The following is an 18,566-nucleotide window of genomic DNA, read 5'->3' as shown; positions in this document are numbered from 1 at the left end:
ACGTGCTGCAGGCCTGGGCGCTCGAGGGCATCCCCGAGATCACGGCGGGCGCGGATCTCGTCGCCGTGATCGCGGATGCCGCAGCCGGTGGCCTCGCCAGCGGCGACATCCTCGTCGTGACGTCGAAGATCGTCTCCAAGGCCGAAGGCCGCATCATCGCGGCAGATGACCGCGAGGACGCGATCACGGCGGAGACTGTTCGCCTCGTGGCGAGCCGTGTGACCCCGAACGGCAGCACCACCCGGATCGTCCAGAACCCCCTCGGCATCGTCTCCGCTGCGGCGGGCGTCGATGCCTCGAACACTCCGCAGGGAACGGTGCTGCTGCTGCCGATCGACCCGGATGCCTCGGCGCGAGCCCTGGCGACCGGGCTGCGTGCGCTGCTGGGCGTCGAGGTCGGCGTGATCGTCTCGGACACTCTGGGTCGCGCCTGGCGAGAAGGACAGACCGATTCGGCGATCGGCGCGGGCGGCGTACAGGTCTTCGAGGATCTGCGCGGTCAGCTGGATGCCGAGGGCCGCCCGCTCGCGGTCACCATGCCGTGCGTGGCCGACGAGATCGCCGCGGCCGCCGAGCTCGTCAAGGGAAAGACGGCGCGGCTGCCCGTCGCGGTGGTGCGCGGGCGCGCCGACCTCGTCGGGGCGATCGACCTTCCCGGGGCGCGGTCGATCGTGCGGGCACTCGAGAACGACATGTTCCGCCTCGGCGCCGACGAGGCCTATGCCGAGGGATTCGCCGCGGGCGCGGCATCCGTCCGCGCGCGTCCCTGAGCGACCGATTCGGGCACTCCGGCGGTCAGCGCCCGCTGACGGTGCCGAACAGGCGGGCGATCGGGGCCAGGACGAGCGGCCGTGCCGCGACCCAGCCGGTAGCGATCACGACGAGGCTTGCGGCGAAGATCCAGAAGCCGATCCAGTTGACGGCATCCTGCGAGGCGTACATGTGGTTGAGGTTGCGCAGCGCTCCGGTCGCGAACACGAGGGTGACGTGCACGATGATGAACGCCACGAAGTAGAGCATCACGGGGAAGTGCACGGCCCGTGCCCACTCCACCGGGTACGCCTTGTTGAGGGCCTTGGCGTCCTTCGGCCAGATCCCGCTCATGCGCACGCCCGTGGCGATCGCGAGCGGTGCCGCGAGGAACACGGTGGCGAAGTAGGCGAGCTGCTGCAGCGAGTTGTAGTTGACCCAGCCGTTCTCGGTCGGCCAGTCGAGCGATACGTACTGCAGCGCGGCGCTGATCGCATTCGGGAAGACGGCCCAGCTGGTCGGAACGATCTTCACCCACATGCCGGTGGCGAACAGCAGCACAATGAAGATGACTCCGTTGACGATCCACAGGATGTCGAGCGACTGGTGGAACCACAGGTTGAGGCTGATCTTGCGCTTGCTGCTTCGGCGTGACCAGAACGCCGTCGGACGCTTCTCGGCGCGCACCTGCAGGCCCGAGCGGATGATCAGCACCATCAGGAACACGTTGAAGAAGTGCTGCCAGCCCAGCCACGGCGGGATCCCGACGGGCGAGCCCGCGGGCAGCGGGTACTCCCCCGGGTAGGCGGCGAGGAAGTCCTGCATCCCCTGCAGGCTGAGGAGCCACCGCACGAACAGGACCGCCATGGCCGCGGCGAACAGCAGGCCTGCGCCGCCCACGACCACGGCCCCCGCCCATTGGCCGCGCGTGAACGGGCCGTAGCGCTTCGGCGCGGGCTTGGGCGCAGGGCGCGTGAAGGCGTTCTCGCCGGGCCAGACCGTGCGGGTGAAGGGCAGCGGCACGGTCACATCGAGCGCCTGGCGCTCGGCGACGACCGCCGGGGCGTCGGATGCTTCGACGGGCTCGGCGATCGCCGGCGTGGCGACGGCCGCGGCCGGCTGGGGTGCAGCCGGCGGGAGCGCAGCCGGCGCGAGCGCAGCGCCGGGGGGTGGCCATGGCTCGCCACCGGGTGTTCGCGGCAGGCCGCGGCGCAGCGACGACCCGCTGCCCGCAGCGGCTGCGACGGAGACGGCGGCGGGCGCGGCATCCGGAGGTACGGGCTGCGGGATTCCCGCGTCTGCTGTCGTCTCGAACGTCGGCTGCGGAACACTCGCGACGGGCGGCGCGGATGGACCGCTGACCGCTGAAGCGGCCACCATCGCTGCGGCCCCCGGCTCAGCCGTGCGACGGGCGGTGATGCCTTCGGGTGGCCAGGGCTCGCCGCCCGGGACGCGGGGCAGCCCACGCCGGAGAGCGCGCGCGGGTGTGGATGCCGCGAGCGCGGGTGCGGGTGCGGGCGTTTCGTCTCGCTGCGCTCGCTCCACGACCGGGGATGCGAGCGCGGGTGCGGGCGTTTCGTCTCGCTGCGCTCGCTCGACCACCGGGGGCGTGGATACTGAGGACGCTTCGACGGGCCCGTCGGACGCGGGCCACGGATCGCCCCCGGGCCGCCGAGGCAGACCCCGACGCACCGCTGTGCCATAGGTCGCCATCGGGCGTTACGCCTTCTTCGCCTCGAGCGCAGCGATCAGCTGCGGCACCACGGTGAACAGGTCGCCGACCACGCCGAAGTCCGCGATCTCGAAGATCGGGGCATCCGCGTCCTTGTTGATCGCGACGATCGTCTTCGCGGTCTGCATGCCCGCCCTGTGCTGGATGGCGCCCGAGATCCCGAGCGCGACATACAGCTGCGGAGACACCGACACGCCGGTCTGCCCCACCTGGTACGACTGCGGGACGTATCCCGCGTCGACGGCGGCACGCGAGGCCCCCACGGCGGCCCCGAGTGCGTCGGCGAGCTGCTCGACGAGCACGAACCTCTCTTCCGACCCGAGACCTCGGCCGCCCGAGACGACCTTCGCCGCTCCGCGCAGCTCGGGACGCGACGAGGTCACGACGGTCTCATCGACCGACACGACGGATGCCGCCTTCCGCCCCGATGCCTGGACCTCGAGCTTGTCGACCACCGGAGCCGCGACCGACTCCGCGCGCGCATCGATCGCACCCTGGCGCACCGTGATGACCGGAGCTCCCCATGTCACGGCGGAGTCCACGTTGTATGCGCCGCCGTAGACCGAGTGATGCGCGACGACACCCTCCGCGTCGCGTGAGACCCCCACGGCGTCGACGGCGACGCCGGAGCGCGTCCGAGCGGCGAATCGGCCCGCGGCATCCCGCCCCTCGATCGAGTTCGACACCAGGATCGCGTCGGGTCGCACCAGGTTCGCAGCCGCGATGAGCGCGTCGACCACCGGCACCGTCAACCCCTCGCCAGGAGACGCGACGAGCACCTGACCGGCCCCGAGCGCGGCCGCGGCATCGCTCACCCCGGCGGCGTCCGACACCACGAGGGCGACCGGCGTCCCCACCGATGCGGCGGCACCGAGCAGCCCGGCGGCGCTCTTGGCGAGCGTGCCCGACGGGGTCACGTCCAGCAGGACCAGGATCGAGTCGTCAGCGAATGTCATGGCAGCCATCCCTACGCCAGCCGGTTCTGGATGAGGAAGTCCGCGAGCCGCCCGCCGGCGTCGCCTTCGTCGACGATCTTCACGCCGCCGGAGCGCGGCGGCTTCTCGCTCAGTCCGATGACGATCGAGCGGGACGCCGAGTGATCCTCGGGTTCGACCGCGAGGTCGGCGAGCGTGAGCGTCTCGAACGGCTTCTTCTTCGCCGCCATGATGCCCTTGAAGTTCGGGAATCGCGCGTCGGGCAGCCGCTCGGTGATCGAGACGACGGCAGGCAGTTCCGCTGTGACCCGCATCGTCGCGCCATCCGATGCCCGCTCACCCGACACTTCGCCGTCGCCGATCTCGACGGTGTTGAGCGATGTCGCCGCCGGCACATCCAGCAGCTCCGCCACCATCGAGGGCAGCACCCCACCCGAACCGTCGGTGGAGAGGTTGCCCGCGATCACCAGGTCGAACCCGGTGCGCTGCACCGCGGCCGCGAGCACCTCGGCCGTGAGCCCGAGATCTGCACCCACGAGACCTTCGTCGGCGATGTGCACCGCTGACGTGGCACCCATCTGCAAGCCCCTCCGAATGATGGCCGCCGAGCCCTCGGGCGACATGGACATGACCACGACCTCGGCATCCGGATGCCTGTCGGCATGCGCGAGCGCGACCTCGAGGGCGCGCTCGCCGATCTCATCCAGCACGGTCTCGGAAGCACCACGATCCGCAAGGCCCGTCTCGAGCGACAGCTTGCGATCCCCGTAGGTGTCCGGGACCTCCTTGACCAGGACGACGATCTTCATCACGCACCACTCCTTCGTCGGATCGAGTCTATGGGGACTCCCGGTCCGCGACCGCCGGGTGTTCGCCGGCTCGGCGTCGTGCCGGGATCGCCGATCACGGCCCAGCGACTACCGTTGAGACCGTCGGAAGGGAGGCCCGAGGTGCCGAGGTCAGGACCGCTTCCCGTCGACCCGATCGCCGAGGCCAAGCGCCAATGGACGGCGCACGGCTGGACGGATGCCGCAGCAGGCATGTCCGTCGTCACGTCGATCATCCGCGCCCAGCAGCTGCTCATGGCGCGCATCGACGGCGCCCTGAAGCCCTTCGCGCTGTCCTTCGCGCGATACGAGATGCTGCGGCTGCTCGGCTTCACCCGACAGGGGCGGATGCCGATGGCCAGCGCCATCGCGCGGCTGCAGGTGCACCCGACGAGCGTCACGAACACCGTCGACCGGCTCGTCCGCGACGGGCTGGTCGTGCGCGAGCCGCATCCGATCGACGGTCGCGCCGCCATGCTGGTGCTCACGCCTGCCGGGCGCGACCTCGTGGAGCGCGCCACCGACGCGCTCAACCACGAGGTGTTCGCCGACGAGGCCCTGGCCGAGGACGACATGGTCGAACTCGTGCGGATCCTCGCCCGGTTCCGCAAGGATGCGGGCGACTTCACGGATCCGCGCCCGATGCCCGACCCCCTGTGAAGCCGGGGGATGCATTCAGCGGTTCTGGAAGTCCGGAGCGCGCTTCTCACGGAACGCGGACATCCCCTCTTTCTGGTCGGCCGTGTCGAAGAGCGAGGCGAAGACATGGCGCTCGAAGCGCAGCCCCTCGGTGAGGGTGGTCTCCATCGCGGCATCCAGCGCAGCCTTCGCGGCGTACACGGACGGCAGCGACTTCGATGCGATCGTGTCGGCCACCCGCCCGGCCTCGTCGAGCAGCTCGGCCGCGGGCACGACGCGCGACACCAGTCCGGCCCGCTCGGCTTCGGCGGCATCCATCATCCGGCCCGTGAGCACGAGGTCCGCGGCCTTGTAGTAGCCGACCGCGCGGATCAGGCGCTGCGAGCCGCCCATGCCGGGGATCACCCCGAGGTTGATCTCGGGCTGGCCGAACTTCGCGGTGTCGGCGGCGAGGATGATGTCGCACATCATCGCGAGCTCGCACCCGCCGCCCAGCGCGTAGCCCGACACCGCCGCGATGACCGGAGTGCGAACCGCGGCGAAGGTCGCCCAGCCGCCGAAGTGGTCGTCCATCAGGATGTCGAGCCCCGACTTGGACTCCATCTCCTTGATGTCGGCGCCGGCGGCGAAGGCGCGCTCGGACCCGGTCAGGACGATCGCGCCGATCCCTTCGTCGGCATCGAAAGCGGATGCCGCGGCGACGACATCCCGCATCACCTGCGTGTTCAGCGCATTGAGCGCGTCGGGGCGGTTGAGGGTGATCCAGCCGACGCGCCCGCGCGTGTCGACCAGGATCGTCTCGTACTCGGTCATTGCTCTCCTCAGGCGGGGGTGCTCTCGGCGCGGATGGTGTTGATGATCCCCGAGAAATCCTGCCCGGCTCCCGCGCCGTCCGCGAACTCCTTGTAGATCTCGCGCGCCAGCAGCCCCATCCGCGCACCCACGCCGGTGAGATCGATCGCCTGCTCGGCGAGGCCGAGGTCCTTCGACATCAGCGAGCCGGCGAAGCCCGGCTGGTAGTCGCGGTTCGCGGGGCTGGTCGGCACCGGGCCCGGGACGGGGCAGTTCGTGGTGAGCGCCCAGCACTGGCCCGATGCGTTGGATGCCACATCGAACAGCGCCTGATGCGACAGGCCGAGCCGCTCGCCGAGCACGAAGGCCTCCGCGACGGCGATCTGCGACACCGCGAGGATCATGTTGTTGCACACCTTCGCAGCCTGGCCGAGGCCCGCGCCCCCGCAGTGCACGATCCGACGGCCCATCGCCTCGAGGAGAGGCTGCGCGGTCGCGAAGTCCGCGTCCGACCCGCCGACCATGAACGCGAGCGTCGCGTTCTCGGCGCCGACAACCCCGCCCGAGACGGGCGCGTCGATCGAGCGATGGCCCACCGCCTCCGCGAGCGCGTGCGCGGCGCGCGCCTCGTCGACCGCGATGGTCGACGAGTCGATGAAGAGCGTCCCTGACGTGGCTGCACCGAGGAGCCCATCCGTTCCGTCGGTGCCGCGATAGGCCGCGATCACCTGCGCGCCGGTCTGGAACATCGTGATGACGACCGCGCCGGTGTCACCGGCGACCTGGCGCACGGCATCCGGACCCGACTGCGCCACGCCCAGCCCGGCCTCGCGTGCCGCCTCGACAGCGGCAGGGAAGACATCGAACCCCACGACCTCGTGGCCCGCTGCGGCGAGGTTCTTCGCCATCGGCAGCCCCATGTGACCGAGGCCGAGGAATGCGACCTTCATCGCGCAGCCCCGAGCAGCTCGCGGCCGATGATGACCCGCATGATCTCGTTGGTGCCCTCGAGGATCTGGTGCACACGCAGGTCGCGGACGACCTTCTCGATCCCGTAGTCGTGGAGATAGCCGTATCCGCCGTGCAGCTGCAGCGCCTCGTTCGCGATCCGGAAGCCGGCGTCCGTCGCGAAGCGCTTGGCCATGGCGCACTGCATCGCGGCATCCGGCGCCTTCTCGTCGAGGGCGAGCGCGGCATCCCGCACGAGCGCCCGCGCTGCGCGCAGCTCGGTCGCCATGTCGGCGAGGGCGAAGACCACGGCCTGCTTCTCGGCCAGCGGCTCGCCGAAGGTGTAGCGCTCGTGCACGTACTGCACCGCGCGATCGAGCGCGAACTGCGCACCGCCGAGCGAGCACGCCGCGATGCTGACGCGACCGCCGTTGAGGCCCGACATCGCGATCTTGAAGCCCTGGCCTTCCACTCCGAGGAGAGCGGATGCCGGCACGCGCACCTCGTCGAGGATCACCTGGCGCGTCGGCTGGGCGTTCCAGCCCATCTTCTTCTCGTTGACGCCGAACGACAGACCCTGGGCGTCGCCGGGTACGAGGAAGGCGGAGATGCCGCGCGCGCTGGGCTCGCCGGTGCGGGCCATGACGACGTAGACGGATGCCTCGCCACCGCCCGAGATGAACTGCTTGACGCCGGTCAGCACGTACTCGTCGCCACCCTGTCCATCGGAGACGCGGATCGCGCTCGTCGCGAGCGCTGCGGCATCCGATCCCGCACCCGGCTCCGTGAGGCAGTAGCCGCCGAAGTCGGTCATCGCGGTCAGCCGCGGCAGCCAGGTGTGGCGCTGCGCGTCGTCGCCGTACGTGTCGATCATCCACGCGACCATGTTGTGGATCGAGATGTACGCTGCGATCGAGGGATCCGCCTTCGCGAGCTCTTCGATGATCGCGGCCGAGTCGGAGCGGCTGAGTCCCGAGCCGCCGACGTCCTCTCGGACGTAGATGCCGCCGAGGCCGAGCTCGCCGGCCCTGGCGAGCTCCTCGCGCGGGAAGTGCTTGTGCTCGTCCCACTCCAGGGCGTGCGGCGCCAGCTCGGACTGCGCGAAGTCGCGGACGGCCTCGAGGATCGCGGCGCGCTCATCCGAGGTCGTGGTCAGGGTCATCGTCATGGAAGGTCCTCCGTGCTGACCGAGGCGGGCCGCTTGTGGCGTGCTCCCCGGCGAATGCGATCCGTCGACGATCCCGCAATGCACCTGGCACGTTGCGAGATCATCTGACGAGGGCGTTGTCAGTGTGCTCATCATACTAGGACATCCATCTATCCGTCCGGTAGTCCTAGCAATGCGTCTCCGAACACAGAGCCCGAGACGCCGAGGAGCGGCTCGCGCAAGGCCAGAGCTCGTGGCTGGGACCTCGCGGCGAACCCCCCTGGCGGCGTCCGCAGCCCCTGGGCTATTCGTCCCAGGGCTGGAACGCGCGAAGCTCGAGCTGACCGTTGCGGGCCATCGGATGCCGCGACGCGATCTCGATCGCCTCATCGAGGTCGTCGACGTCGAGGATGTCGAAGCCGACGATCACCTCGCTCGTCTCGGCGAACGGGCCGCGCGTGGTCAGCACCTTGCCGCCGCGGACGCGCACGACCGTCGACTCGGCGACCGGCGCGAGCACCTCGCCGATGACCCGCTTTCCGCTCGCGTCGAGCGGGTCGACCCACAGGTCGATGTCGGACTCGTCGAGGGGGCTGTCGGGCTGGGCGTCGCTGACCACGAACATCATGTACTTCATGGGGTCATCCTTTCGTCAGGAGGCGCTCACCGCGACCAGTTCGCGGAGGGTCTCACCCGGCACGTCGAACGGACCGGCGCCGGATCGACAATTGCGCGAACTCGCTACAGCCGCTCGATGATCGTGGCGTTCGCCATCCCGCCGCCCTCGCACATGGTCTGCAGCCCGTAGCGGCCGCCCGTCGCCTCGAGGTGCGCGACGAGGGTGCCGAGCAGCCGCGTACCGGATGCGCCGACCGCGTGGCCGAGCGCGATGGCGCCGCCCCACGGGTTGAGCTTCGCCGGGTCGGCGTGGAGGTCGTGCGCCCACGCGAGCGGCACCGACGCGAACGCCTCGTTGACTTCGTAGGCGTCCAGCCTGTCGAACGACAGGCCGCTGCGGTCGAGGACCCGGCGTGTGGCGGGAATGGGCCCGGTCAGCATGAACAGCGGGTCGTCGCCGACGACGGCGAAGGAGTGGAATCGCGCGCGAGGGGTGAGGCCGAGCTCGAGCGCCTTCGCCTCGCTCATGATGAGGACCGCGGATGCCGCATCCGTGAGCGGCGACGAATTGCCCGGGGTGATGTTCCACTCCAGGTCGGGGAAGCGCGCCGCGAGTTCATCGGTGCGGAAGGCGGGCTCGAGCCCCGCCAGACCCTCCGCCGTGGTCCCGGCGCGCACCGTCTCGTCGACCTCGACCACCCCGGCATCGGTCGTGACCGGAAGCAGCTGCGACGCGAAGCGACCTTGAGCCGCGGCATCCGCTGCCCGCCTATGGGACTGCGCCGAGAACGCGTCGAGCTGTTCGCGAGTGAATCCCCACTTGCGGGCGATCAGCTCGGCCGACACCCCCTGGTTCACGAGCCCGTCCGGGTAGCGCTCGGCGATGCCCTGCGGCAGCGATCCGCCGATGCGCGACGACCCGAGCGGGACGCGGCTCATCGATTCGACGCCGGCGGCGATCACGATGTCGTACGCGCCGGCCATGATCCCCTGGGCGGCGAAGTGCGCGGCCTGCTGGCTCGAGCCGCACTGACGGTCGATCGTCGCGGCAGGCACGGTGGCGTCGAATCCGGCGGCGAGCACGGCCTGGCGGCCGATGTTCATCGACTGGTCGCCGATCTGACTCACGCAGCCCATGAGCACGTCGTCGATCTGCGTCGACTCGAGACCGTTCCGCTCCAGCACCGAACGGAGCACTCCGGCCGCGAGGTCGACGGGGTGCACACCGCTGAGGGCCCCGCCCGGTTTGCCGCGCCCCGCGGGCGTGCGGACGGCATCGACGATGACGGCATCGCGGGTCATGACTGGTTCCTCGTCTCGGGTGCGGCGTAGGTGCTGCGCTGCTCGATGACCGCCAGCGTGCAGCGCGAGATGCAGGCGAGCCTGCCCGCGTCGTCGACGATCCGGATCTCCCACACCTGCGAGCGCCGGCCGATCGCGGCGGGCGTCGCCGTCGCCGTCACCCAGCCCGAGAAGACCGGCCGGATGTGGTTGGCGTTGATCTCCTGCCCGACGACGTGGAACTGCTCGCGGTCGACGGCGAGGTACCCGGCCCACGACGCGAGCGTCTCGGCGAGCGCCACCGACGCACCGCCGTGGAGGACACCGGCGGGCTGGACGGTGCGGTGGTCCACCGGCATCCGCGCCACGATCGCGTCGCCGCGCACCTCGACGACCTCGATGCCCAGGCTCTCGATGAGCGTGGACTTCGCCATCGCGTTCAGATCGATGCCGGCGACGTCGCCGACCCAGAGGCTCACTCGGCCGACTCCTCCGCGCGCTCGGCGGTCGCCTTCGTGGCTTCGTCGGGCTCGTAGCCTTCGATGTGCCGCTCGTCGTGGCCGTTGTAGGCCGCGAGAGGGCGGATGAGGGCGTTCGAGGCGAGCTGCTCCATGATGTGCGCGGTCCAGCCGGTGATCCGCGACGCGACGAACAGGGGCGTGAAGGTGAGGGTGTCGAACCCGATCAGGTTGTAGGTCGGACCCGACGGGTAGTCGAGGTTCGGGTAGATGCCCTTGCGCGCGACGAACTCGGACTCGAGCGTGTCGTAGAGCGCGGCCACGTCGGGGCGGTCGTAGTGCTCGACGAGGGTGTCGAGAGCCGCCTTCATGGTGGGCACGCGCGAGTCGCCGCGCTTGTAGACCCGGTGTCCGAAGCCCATGATCTTGCGTTTCTCGGCGAGTGCCTCGTCGAGCCACGCGCTGACGTTCTCGGCGGTGCCGATCTCGTCGAAGATGTGCAGGACCGCCTCGTTGGCCCCCCCGTGCAGCGGACCCTTCAGTGCGCCGATGGCGCCGACGACGGCGGAGTACAGGTCGCTCAGCGTCGATGCGATGACTCGCGCCGTGAACGTCGAAGCGTTGAAGGAGTGCTCGCCGTACAGGATCATCGAGCGGTTGAACGCGTCCACGACGACGGGGTCGGCCTCCTCGGCGAAGGTCATCCACAGGAAGTTGGCGGAGTAGTCGAGGTCGTCGCGCGGCGCGACCGGCTGCAGGCCGCGCCGGCGGCGCTGTCCGAAGGCCACGATCGCCGGCAGGACCGCGAACAGGCGGATGCTGCGCGCGAGGTTCTCCTCCGCGCTCCCGCTGATCTCGAGCACCGACCCGGTGCCGGCGAGGTCGCGTGCGCCGATCAGGCTGACGGCGGTGCGCACCTCATCCATCGGATGCGCGTCCAGCGGAACCAGATCGATGGCGGCGCGCACATCTGCCGGGAGGTGGCGATACGACCGCTCGAGTGCGCGGAGCTGCGCGAGCTGCACATCGGTGGGCAGCTCGCCGTGCCACAGCAGATAGGCGACGGCTTCGAACGGCTGGGTGGCCGCGAGCTCCTGCACCGGGTATCCGCGGTAGAGCAGGCTGTTCGTCTCGGGATTGACCTTGCTCACGGCCGTGTAGTCGACGTAGACCCCGGCAAGGCCCTTCTTGATGTCCGGCTCGGTCATGCTCTGCTCCTCTAGCGGGCGATGGTGAAGTTGAAGACGTCCTGGTCGAAGTGGTTGTAGTCCTCGTAGTCGACGAGGTCGTAGAGGTCGGCGCGATGCTGCATCTCGCCGAGCTTCGAGGTGAGATGACCCTCGTCGTTCAGCGTATCCAGCGCACGACCCGCTGCGCCCATGGCGATGCGAAGCAGCGACACCGGCCAGATCACGATGTTGATCCCGACGTCGCGCAGCTGGTCGGCCGAGAACAGATCGCTCTTGCCGAACTCCGTCATATTCGCGAGGAGCGGCACATCCAGCGCCGCGCGCATCGCCTCGAACTCGCTCAGGTCGCGCATCGCCTCGGGGAAGATCGCGTCGGCTCCGGCATCCACGAGAGCCTTCGCGCGGTCGATGGCGGCATCCAGTCCTTCGACGGCCCGGATGTCGGTCCGAGCCATGACGAGGAAGTTCGGGTCGCGACGCGCATCGGCCGCGGCGCGGATGCGCTTGATCGCGGTGTCCTCGTCGACCACGGCCTTGCCGTCGAGGTGGCCGCAGCGCTTGGGGTTCACCTGGTCCTCGATGTGGGTGCCGGCGAGTCCCGCATCTTCGAGCGTCTGGATCGTCCGGGCGACGTTCATGGGCTCGCCGAACCCGGTGTCGGCGTCGATGATCGCGGGCAGTTCCGTCATCCGCGCGATCTGCTGCCCACGCTCGGCGACCTCGGTGAGGGTCGTCAGCCCGATGTCGGGCAGGCCGAGGTCGGCGGCGAGCACCGCCCCCGAGATGTAGACGCCTTCGAAGCCCTTCCGCTCGATGAGCCGGGCGGACAGCGGGTTGAAGGCACCCGGGAAACGCAGCAGCTCGCCGGTTGCGAGGCGCTCGCGGAAGAGGCGCCGCTTCTCAGCGGCGGGGGTGGTGGAGTACAGCATCAGAAGAGTCCCTTCGGCGCCGGAGCACCGGCGAGCACGCCGAGCTCGGCGACGATCGTCAGCCGCTGCACCTCTTCGGGCGTCAGGTCGGGCAGGCGCTGCGCGAGATCGAGGAAGCGCTCGATCTCGGCCTCCGAGAGCACCGGCTCGGCGAGGATCCGGAACTTGCGGATGTAGTCCTCGCGCGCGAAGGGCCGTTCCCCGAGCGGGTGCGCGTCGGCGACGGCGATCTCGTCGGTGATGGTCTCGCCATCGGCGAGCCGGATGTCGACGCGGCCGCCGAACGCCTTCTCGTTCGGGTCCTCGGAGTGGTACCGGCGCGTCCACTCCTCGTCCTCGGCGGTGGTGATCTTGTTCCAGAGCTCGACCGTGTCGGCCCGGGCCGCGCGCTCGGGGGCGTACGAATCCACGTGGTGCCAGCCGCCGTCCTGCAGCGCGACCGCGAAGATGTACGGGATCGAGTGGTCGAGCGTCTCGCGGGATGCCGTGGGGTCGTACTTCTGCGGGTCGCCCGCGCCGGAGCCGATCACGTAGTGCGTGTGGTGGCTGGTGTGCAGCACGATCGACTCGACGTTCGCCGGGTCGGCGAGTTCGGGGTGCGCGCCGTGGAGCCTGCGGGCAAGGTCGATCCACGCCTGCGCCTGGTACTCGGCCGAGTGCTCCTTCGTGTACGAGTCGAGGATGCCGCGCTTGGACTCGCCGTCCCCCGGCAGCGGGACGTCGTACGACGCGTCCGGCCCATCGAGCATCCACGCGATGATCCCGTCCTCGCCCTCGTAGATCGGGCTCGGTGAGGTTTCGCCGCGCATCGCGCGATCCACGGCCTCGACCGCCATCTTTCCCGCGAACGCCGGCGCGTGCGCCTTCCAGGACGAGATCTCGCCCTTGCGAGACTGCCGGGTCGCCGTTGTGGTGTGCAGCGCCTGACCGACGGCCTGGTAGATCGTCTCGACATCCAGCCCCAGCAGCGTGCCGATGCCGGCGGCAGCGGAAGGCCCCAGGTGCGCGACGTGGTCGATCTTGTGCTTGTGCAGGCAGATCGCGCGCACCAGGTCGATCTGGATCTCGTAGCCGGTCGCGATGCCGCGCACGAGCGCGTGCCCGTCGGCGCCGACGTGCTGCGCGACCGCCAGGATCGGCGGGATGTTGTCGCCCGGATGCGAGTACTCCGCGGCCAGGAAGGTGTCGTGATAATCGAGCTCGCGCACCGCGACCCCGTTCGCCCACGCCGCCCATTCCGGGCTGGTGCGCCGGTCGAGCGCGCAGCCGAACACCGTCGCGCCGACGCCCCCGATCGAGACGGCGTGGTCGAGCGCCTGTTGGCGCGCCGCACTCACGGGGGCGCGGGTGAGGGATGCCGCCGCCACCGCCGCGTTGTCGATCACGCGGTTGATGATCATCTCGACGACGTCGGAGTCGACGTCGACCGGGTCGGCCGCCACTTCGGCGATGTGCCAGGCGAGCTGTCCCTCGCGCTCGAGGTTCTCGTCGCTTCGGTGGACGCGCAGGTGGTGGATGACGGTCATGCTGCTCCCTTTCGAGTGTGCGCGTTCCCGAAGGGCGCGAGGGTCGTCGCGGATTCCGCGGGCTCGTCGACGGCGGCGAGGATGTTCGCCAGCGCGTTGTGCAGGTGGACGTGGGTGGCGTGGGCGGCGAGCTCCGCATCGTGCGCCCCGATCGCCGACGCGATCAGCCGATGTTCCGCGACGGATGCTGCGAGCCGACCGGGATTGTCGCGGGCGAGCCGGCGCACCCGCACGAGGTGCGTGCGGACGGTCCGCAGCGCCGCGGTGAGGTAGTCGTTCGCCACCGCGGCGTCGAGTTGGCGGTCGAATCTCGCGATCAGGGCGTAGTAGTCGTCGAGGGCGTCCTGGCCGTCGATCGTGGCGTGCGCGAACGCGTCGGCCAGGTCGGCGAAGGCCCTGGGGTCACCGCGCTCGGCGGCGAGCCGCGCCGCGGTCTCCTCGAGCGCGCGACGGACCTCGAACAGCTCGCGGATGTCGCCGGCATCCACAGCGGTCACGACGGTCACCCGAGCGGACTGCTGCGCCACCAGGCCGTCGGAGGCGAGGCGGCCGAGCGCCTCACGCAGGGGGGTGCGGCTCACTCCCAGCCGTGTGGCCTGCTCCACCTCGGCAAGCACGGCGCCCGGTGCGAGCAGACCCCGCTGGATCTCGTCGAGAAGGGTCGCATAGGCGCGATCACTGGCCCGCATCCGCACTCCCTTCTGCCGCCCGGGCCATTGTATACATAAGTGACCGGAACTGCCGATGGATGCCGATAATTCCTGCTCTCCGTATACATCGATGTTGCCCCTGTAGAAGTATTCAAAAATTCATGAAATCGGCGTACACTCACGCGCATGGTTGCAGTCATCCACACAAAGGGTCTCGTCAAGCGCTACGGAAAGGTCCGCGCATTGGACGGTCTCGACCTCGAGGTCGAGGCCGGGCAGATCCACGGCTTCCTCGGCCCCAACGGCGCAGGCAAGACCACCACTATCCGCATCCTCCTCGGGCTCGCGCGTGCCACGTCGGGCGAAGCGACGGTATTCGCGGCAGATCCCTGGCGCGACACCGTCCCCCTGCATCGGCGAATCGCATCCGTTCCGGGCGACGTCAGCCTCTGGCCGAACCTGTCGGGCGGCGAGGCGATCGACCTGCTCGCCCGTCTTCGCGGCACGCGGCGCGGGGATGCCGCCTACCGCGCCGAGAAGGAGCGGCTCATGCACGAGTTCCAGCTCGACCCCCGCAAGAAGGGGAGGGCCTACTCCAAGGGCAATCGGCAGAAGGTGGCACTCATCGCCGCGCTGGCCGTCCCGGCCGAGCTCTACATCTTCGACGAGCCGACCAGCGGTCTCGACCCGCTGATGGAGGTGGTGTTCCGGCAGGAGGTGGACCGCATCCGCGCCGCAGGATCGACGATGCTGCTGTCGAGCCACATCCTTTCCGAGGTCGAGCAGCTGTGCGATCGCGTGAGCATCATCCGCGCGGGCAGGATCGCCGAGTCGGGCACGCTCGCAGAGCTTCGCCACCTCACCCGCACCGAGGTGTCGTTCGACGCCGCCGCTTCACCGGAGGCGATCCCGGGCGCCCACGATGTGACCGTCTCGGAGGGACGCGCACGATTCACGATCGACAGCGACGCCGTCGCCGGCGTCCTCCCACTGCTCGCCCAGCGCGACGTCCAGGGGCTGCGGATCGAGCCGCCCTCGCTCGAGGAGCTGTTCCTGCGCCACTACGGCGACGATCTGGCGGCGCTCGAGGATGCCGAGGTGAAGTGATGAGCGGGCTCGCGCCGCTTCTTCGACAGCGGATGCGCCGCGACTGGCGTCAGCTGCTGATGTGGATCATCGGCACCGCCCTGCTGGCGTACCTGTCGTTCACCGGGGTGGCACAGTCATACGGCAGCCTGCAGGATCGCCAGGAGCTTCTCGTGACCGTGATGGCGAACCCCGTCATCCTGCTCTTCCGAGGACTTCCGTCGGGAGCGGAGCAGGGCGCGTTCATGGTGTTCCTGATCTTCCCGTGGCTGGCCATGCTGGCAGCCTTCATGAGCACGTTCCTCGCCGTGCGCCATACCCGGATGGACGAGGAACAGGGACGCGCGGAGCTGGTCTCGGCGACACCCGCGGGGCGGACGACGCCCGTGGTCGCGACCGTGATCCACGGCCTCATCGCGAACTTCGTGCTGGCCGCGCTGACGACGCTTTCGTTCATCGGCACGGGGCTCGATGCGACCGGGGCGAAGGTGGCGGGTTTCGCGGTCGGCTGCGTCGGCGTCGCGTTCCTGGGCATCGGACTCGTCGCCGGCCAGCTCATGCGCACGTCACGCGGCGCGAACTCGCTCGCAACGTGGATCCTCGTGATCACGTTCCTGTTCTGCGGCATCGGGAACGCCCTCGGCACCCCGAGTGATGACCTGCAGCGGCTGGAGAGCTCCTGGCTGACGTGGCTCTCGCCCTTCGGCTGGGGCGAGAACGTCCGAGCCTACGCTGACAACAACCTCTGGCCTGCCGTGCTCGCGCTGCTGTTCGGTCTGGCGCTCGCCGGGCTGGCCATCGCCCTGCAGGCCGCACGTGACCTCGGCGCGAGCCTCATCCCTGAGCGCCTCGGCCGCGCCGAAGCGAGCCCACTGCTCTCCACCCCGACGGGATTGGTGTGGCGGCTGACATGGGGCGCCATCCTGGGCTGGGTCGTCGGAGGCCTCTTGACGGGGATGCTGTCGACGTCACTGGCGTCGGTGATCGACAAGATGGGCAATCAGAACCCCGCGGTCGCGCAGATCCTGTCGAACATCGCGGGGGGAACCGGCACCCTCGCCCAGGCGACGGTCTCGGTCTTCTTCGTGTTGCTCGGGATCTTCGCGGCCTGCGCCAGCGTCCAGATCATCTCCCGCGCGCGTCAGGAGGAGGCGCACGGCACGGCCGAGCCCGTCCTGTCGGCGGCGGTCGGCCGAGTGCGCTGGCTCGTCGACTACCTCGTGATCGCGTTCGCCGCCGTGCTCGGCGTGGCGGCGGCCGGCGTCGTCGGGGCCATGCTCGGACTGGCGTCCGCTGACGGCGACTGGAGCCTCATGGAGACGATCACGATCACCGCCCTCGGGCAGCTGATCGCGGCATCCGTCTTCCTCGTCCTCACGGCGCTCGTGTTCGTCCTCGCGCCGCGGGCGACGATCGCCGCAGGGTGGACCCTCATCGGCATCGGCTCGATGCTGGGCCTGTTCGGGCCCCTCTTCGGCTTCCCCGACTGGCTCGTGCACCTGTCACCGCTGGCCGTGGCGCCCGAGGTGACTCCGGATGGTGTCGACGTCCGGGGGATGTGGTGGCTCATCCTCGCCGTCGTGCTCGGCGGCGCGGCCTCGATCTCGCTCATGCGTCGCCGCGAACTGGCCACCGGCGGATAGGCGTCGCACGTGAGCGAGCCGACGACTTTCCCCGGCGCCGACGCCGCCGAGCGCGCCGCCGCGATGCTCACCGCGGCCGGGATGCCGCGCATGGCGGCGCGCGTCATGATGGCCCTCGTCGGCTCACCCGACGAGGGCTACTCGGCCGCGGAGCTCGCGGACCGGCTGGGCGTCTCGGCAGCGGCCGTGTCGGGTGCCGTGCGGTACCTGCAGACGATCCACATCGTCCACCGGCTCTCACGGGCGGGCGACCGCCGCGACCGGTACGACCTCATCGACGACGGCTGGCACTCGGTGCTGACCGCCAATGCGCCGCTGTACGCGATGCTCGCCGACCTCATCGACGCTGTCGCCGACGAGAATGCCGACGCACCCCAGTCCACGGAGCGCGCCAGGGAGATGTCCGCGTTCTTCCGCTTCTTCGCGGAGCGGATGCCGGCATTCCTCGACGAATGGGACGCGGAGCGCCGCGTGAAATCCGGATCCGATCAGGCCTCCGGGACGTCCGTCGTGCCCTCGTAGAGCCCGATCTCGTTCCCGTCGGGATCGACGATCACCGCCCACCAGCTGGTCGGCGAGATCTCCTCCTTCTGTTTCGAGACAGTGGCGCCGGCATCGACCGCGGTCGCGATGGTGTCATCGATCGAATCGACCTCGACGTACGAGCGCGGGTGCGTGAACCCTTCGCCGCGCGGCGCCAGGCCGCCGCCGCTGATCTTGTTGGGCGCCTGCCACATCGGGTACTCCTCGAATCCGGGAGGCGCGGCGATCTGCCACCCGAACAGCCTCGAGTAGAAGGTCTTCGCAGCATCGAGGTCGCTGACCGGGATGTCGATGTGAGTGATGTCGCCGTGGGCCATGGTCCTGTCCTCTCGTCCGGATCTGCTCCTGCCAGTGTCAGTCTGATCCCGGGGTCCGACAAGGGGGTCAGGATGCCGCGGCCAGATGCTCCTCGAGGGCGTGGATGGCCGGCCGCTGACCTTTGACGAGACGCTCGCGCGCGGCATCCAGACCCACCCACTCCGCACGATCGACCTCGGGGAACGATGCCGTCCTGCCCGAGCGCGGCGGCCACTCGAGCTCGAACTCGCCGAAGCCCTCGGTCGGCGCCTGGAATCCGGCTCCGTCGGCCACGAACACCGTGACCCGCTTGCCCGACGAGTAGGCGAAAGTGCCGAGCTCCGCGTACGCGACCGCGGGCGGCGCGACGCCGAGCTCCTCCTCGAACTCGCGGTGCGCGGCATCCAGCGCCGACTCGTCGGCTTCGTCGAACTCCCCCTTCGGGATCGACCAGGCGCCGGCATCCTTGGCCGCCCAGTACGGACCGCCCATATGGGCGATCAGCACCTCCGGCTCGGGGTCGAGTCGGTAGAGCAGGATGCCGGCGCTCGTGGTCATGCTTCGTCTCGCTCGCT

The 18,566-nt window shown here is 69.9% G+C and carries 20 protein-coding genes; 5 read left to right on the top strand and 15 right to left on the bottom strand.

Translation table 11 applies throughout. The features are described 5' to 3' along the window. Positions 1–2 precede the first annotated feature (2 nt). A complete protein-coding gene (cofE, locus tag ABD212_RS09520) occupies positions 3–770 on the top strand; it encodes a coenzyme F420-0:L-glutamate ligase (RefSeq protein WP_344093780.1) in 768 nt (255 codons plus the stop codon). 25 nt (positions 771–795) lie between these two features. Here the strand turns inward: cofE and ABD212_RS09515 are convergent, their stop codons facing one another. From ABD212_RS09515 to ABD212_RS09505, 3 genes are all read right to left on the bottom strand, one after another. Next, positions 796–2,352: a cytochrome b/b6 domain-containing protein gene (locus tag ABD212_RS09515; RefSeq protein ID WP_344093778.1), complete on the bottom strand. Its 1,557-nt coding sequence runs from the start codon at positions 2,350–2,352 to the stop codon at positions 796–798. Between the two features lie 117 nt (positions 2,353–2,469). Then, positions 2,470–3,438, bottom strand: coding sequence for an electron transfer flavoprotein subunit alpha/FixB family protein (locus tag ABD212_RS09510; protein ID WP_344093776.1), 969 nt, complete (start codon positions 3,436–3,438; stop codon positions 2,470–2,472). An 11-nt stretch (positions 3,439–3,449) separates the two neighbouring features. Further along, positions 3,450–4,226 carry an electron transfer flavoprotein subunit beta/FixA family protein gene (locus ABD212_RS09505; protein WP_344094146.1) on the bottom strand — a complete coding sequence of 259 codons (777 nt, stop codon included), beginning with the start codon at positions 4,224–4,226 and terminating at the stop codon, positions 3,450–3,452. Positions 4,227–4,367: 141 nt separating this feature from the next. Here ABD212_RS09505 and ABD212_RS09500 point away from each other — a divergent pair, with 141 nt between their 5' ends. Continuing rightward, positions 4,368–4,904: a MarR family winged helix-turn-helix transcriptional regulator gene (locus ABD212_RS09500; protein WP_344093774.1), complete on the top strand. Its 537-nt coding sequence runs from the start codon at positions 4,368–4,370 to the stop codon at positions 4,902–4,904. A 15-nt stretch (positions 4,905–4,919) separates the two neighbouring features. Here the strand turns inward: ABD212_RS09500 and ABD212_RS09495 are convergent, their stop codons facing one another. The 10 genes from ABD212_RS09495 to ABD212_RS09450 form a co-directional block, all read right to left on the bottom strand. Next, the gene (locus tag ABD212_RS09495; protein ID WP_344093772.1) at positions 4,920–5,696 is read right to left on the bottom strand and encodes an enoyl-CoA hydratase; all 777 of its coding nucleotides are present in this window, start codon (positions 5,694–5,696) and stop codon (positions 4,920–4,922) included. 8 nt (positions 5,697–5,704) lie between these two features. Beyond that, positions 5,705–6,625, bottom strand: a complete 921-nt coding sequence (mmsB, locus tag ABD212_RS09490; protein WP_344093770.1) for a 3-hydroxyisobutyrate dehydrogenase — start codon at positions 6,623–6,625, stop codon at positions 5,705–5,707. Then, entirely contained in the window at positions 6,622–7,791 is a 1,170-nt protein-coding gene (locus tag ABD212_RS09485) for an acyl-CoA dehydrogenase family protein (protein WP_344093768.1), read from the bottom strand. Before ABD212_RS09485 ends, mmsB begins: the two co-directional genes overlap by 4 nt. Before the next feature lie 283 nt (positions 7,792–8,074). After that, a complete protein-coding gene (locus ABD212_RS09480; protein ID WP_344093766.1) occupies positions 8,075–8,407 on the bottom strand; it encodes a YciI family protein in 333 nt (110 codons plus the stop codon). Between the two features lie 104 nt (positions 8,408–8,511). Further along, complete coding sequence (locus ABD212_RS09475; protein WP_344093764.1) at positions 8,512–9,690, bottom strand: thiolase family protein; 1,179 nt, start codon at positions 9,688–9,690, stop codon at positions 8,512–8,514. Further along, on the bottom strand, positions 9,687–10,148 hold the full coding sequence (locus tag ABD212_RS09470) for a hotdog fold thioesterase (RefSeq protein WP_344093762.1): 462 nt from the start codon (positions 10,146–10,148) through the stop codon (positions 9,687–9,689). The genes ABD212_RS09475 and ABD212_RS09470 overlap by 4 nt, the downstream gene beginning before the upstream one ends. Beyond that, positions 10,145–11,335, bottom strand: a complete 1,191-nt coding sequence (locus ABD212_RS09465) for a bifunctional 2-methylcitrate synthase/citrate synthase (protein ID WP_344093760.1) — start codon at positions 11,333–11,335, stop codon at positions 10,145–10,147. Before ABD212_RS09465 ends, ABD212_RS09470 begins: the two co-directional genes overlap by 4 nt. Before the next feature lie 11 nt (positions 11,336–11,346). Further along, complete coding sequence (gene prpB / locus ABD212_RS09460; RefSeq protein WP_344093758.1) at positions 11,347–12,246, bottom strand: methylisocitrate lyase; 900 nt, start codon at positions 12,244–12,246, stop codon at positions 11,347–11,349. Then, complete coding sequence (locus ABD212_RS09455; protein ID WP_344093756.1) at positions 12,246–13,772, bottom strand: MmgE/PrpD family protein; 1,527 nt, start codon at positions 13,770–13,772, stop codon at positions 12,246–12,248. The genes prpB and ABD212_RS09455 overlap by 1 nt, the downstream gene beginning before the upstream one ends. Further along, on the bottom strand, positions 13,769–14,461 hold the full coding sequence (locus tag ABD212_RS09450; protein ID WP_344093754.1) for a GntR family transcriptional regulator: 693 nt from the start codon (positions 14,459–14,461) through the stop codon (positions 13,769–13,771). Before ABD212_RS09450 ends, ABD212_RS09455 begins: the two co-directional genes overlap by 4 nt. Positions 14,462–14,608: 147 nt before the next feature. Here ABD212_RS09450 and ABD212_RS09445 point away from each other — a divergent pair, with 147 nt between their 5' ends. The 3 genes from ABD212_RS09445 to ABD212_RS09435 are packed head-to-tail and all read left to right on the top strand — an operon-like array spanning position 14,609 to position 17,673. Further along, a complete protein-coding gene (locus ABD212_RS09445) occupies positions 14,609–15,529 on the top strand; it encodes an ABC transporter ATP-binding protein (protein ID WP_344093751.1) in 921 nt (306 codons plus the stop codon). Next, entirely contained in the window at positions 15,529–17,151 is a 1,623-nt protein-coding gene (locus ABD212_RS09440; RefSeq protein WP_344093749.1) for an ABC transporter permease, read from the top strand. Before ABD212_RS09445 ends, ABD212_RS09440 begins: the two co-directional genes overlap by 1 nt. A gap of 9 nt (positions 17,152–17,160) precedes the next feature. Beyond that, positions 17,161–17,673, top strand: coding sequence for a GbsR/MarR family transcriptional regulator (locus ABD212_RS09435; protein ID WP_344093747.1), 513 nt, complete (start codon positions 17,161–17,163; stop codon positions 17,671–17,673). On the opposite strand, the gene ABD212_RS09430 is transcribed toward ABD212_RS09435, so the two are convergent. Both ABD212_RS09430 and ABD212_RS09425 read right to left on the bottom strand, forming a co-directional pair. Continuing rightward, on the bottom strand, positions 17,640–18,011 hold the full coding sequence (locus ABD212_RS09430) for a VOC family protein (protein ID WP_344093745.1): 372 nt from the start codon (positions 18,009–18,011) through the stop codon (positions 17,640–17,642). The two genes, ABD212_RS09435 and ABD212_RS09430, sit on opposite strands and share 34 nt — an antisense overlap. 67 nt (positions 18,012–18,078) lie before the next feature. Continuing rightward, the gene (locus tag ABD212_RS09425) at positions 18,079–18,549 is read right to left on the bottom strand and encodes an NUDIX hydrolase (protein WP_344093742.1); all 471 of its coding nucleotides are present in this window, start codon (positions 18,547–18,549) and stop codon (positions 18,079–18,081) included. Between the last annotated feature and the right edge of the window lie 17 nt (positions 18,550–18,566).

Origin of the sequence: Microbacterium deminutum (assembly GCF_039530205.1) — a bacterium.
In the GTDB taxonomy this organism is placed as follows: domain Bacteria; phylum Actinomycetota; class Actinomycetes; order Actinomycetales; family Microbacteriaceae; genus Microbacterium; species Microbacterium deminutum.
The sequence above is the reverse complement of the archived record's forward strand: the minus strand, read 5'-3'. Positions and strand labels throughout refer to the sequence as shown.